The following is a 477-nucleotide window of genomic DNA, read 5'->3' on the forward strand; positions in this document are numbered from 1 at the left end:
CAACTCCTGCTTGATCTCGATCTTCACGCGCGCGCACACGGACTCCTGCGCCGCCAACGGCGCAATCGATATCCCCAGCAGGCACAACGCCGCCATCCCGGATCTGATGTACTTCCCTATGCCCCGAACCATCCCTTACCCCTGATTGCGCTCTTCCCAGAACGCCTTGCATCAATCCCCGGCGCCTCGCACAGAAAAACAGCGCGACGCCCGACCCCTACGTGCAATGTTCATGCCGCCCTGTAGCGACGAATGCTGACGCCACAAACCGCCCCAAAATTTTCCAGCGCCTTCTCCTCAAACTGAGAAAATCCACTAATCACTCTGTTCGCAAAATCCGTATCGCTGAAGTCCAAAAGCAACGCGGTCGCTCAGACCCCTGCGTAGCTCCCGTCAACCTCGTCAAGGCGACTTCTTAAAGAAGTAGAACAGCCCCAATCCAAGCATCACCACTCCGAACCAGAACGCCGCGGACTG

1 protein-coding gene is annotated in these 477 nt (G+C 57.4%); it reads right to left on the minus strand.

The features are described from left to right. Positions 1 to 402: 402 nt before the first annotated feature. Positions 403 to 477, minus strand: a 75-nt coding sequence (locus AB6O04_RS20570; RefSeq protein ID WP_368566288.1) for an LPXTG cell wall anchor domain-containing protein, incomplete at its 5' end; no start/stop codon positions are given.

This window comes from Pseudoxanthomonas sp. UTMC 1351 (genome assembly GCF_040948865.1).
Lineage (GTDB): Bacteria > Pseudomonadota > Gammaproteobacteria > Xanthomonadales > Xanthomonadaceae > Pseudoxanthomonas_A.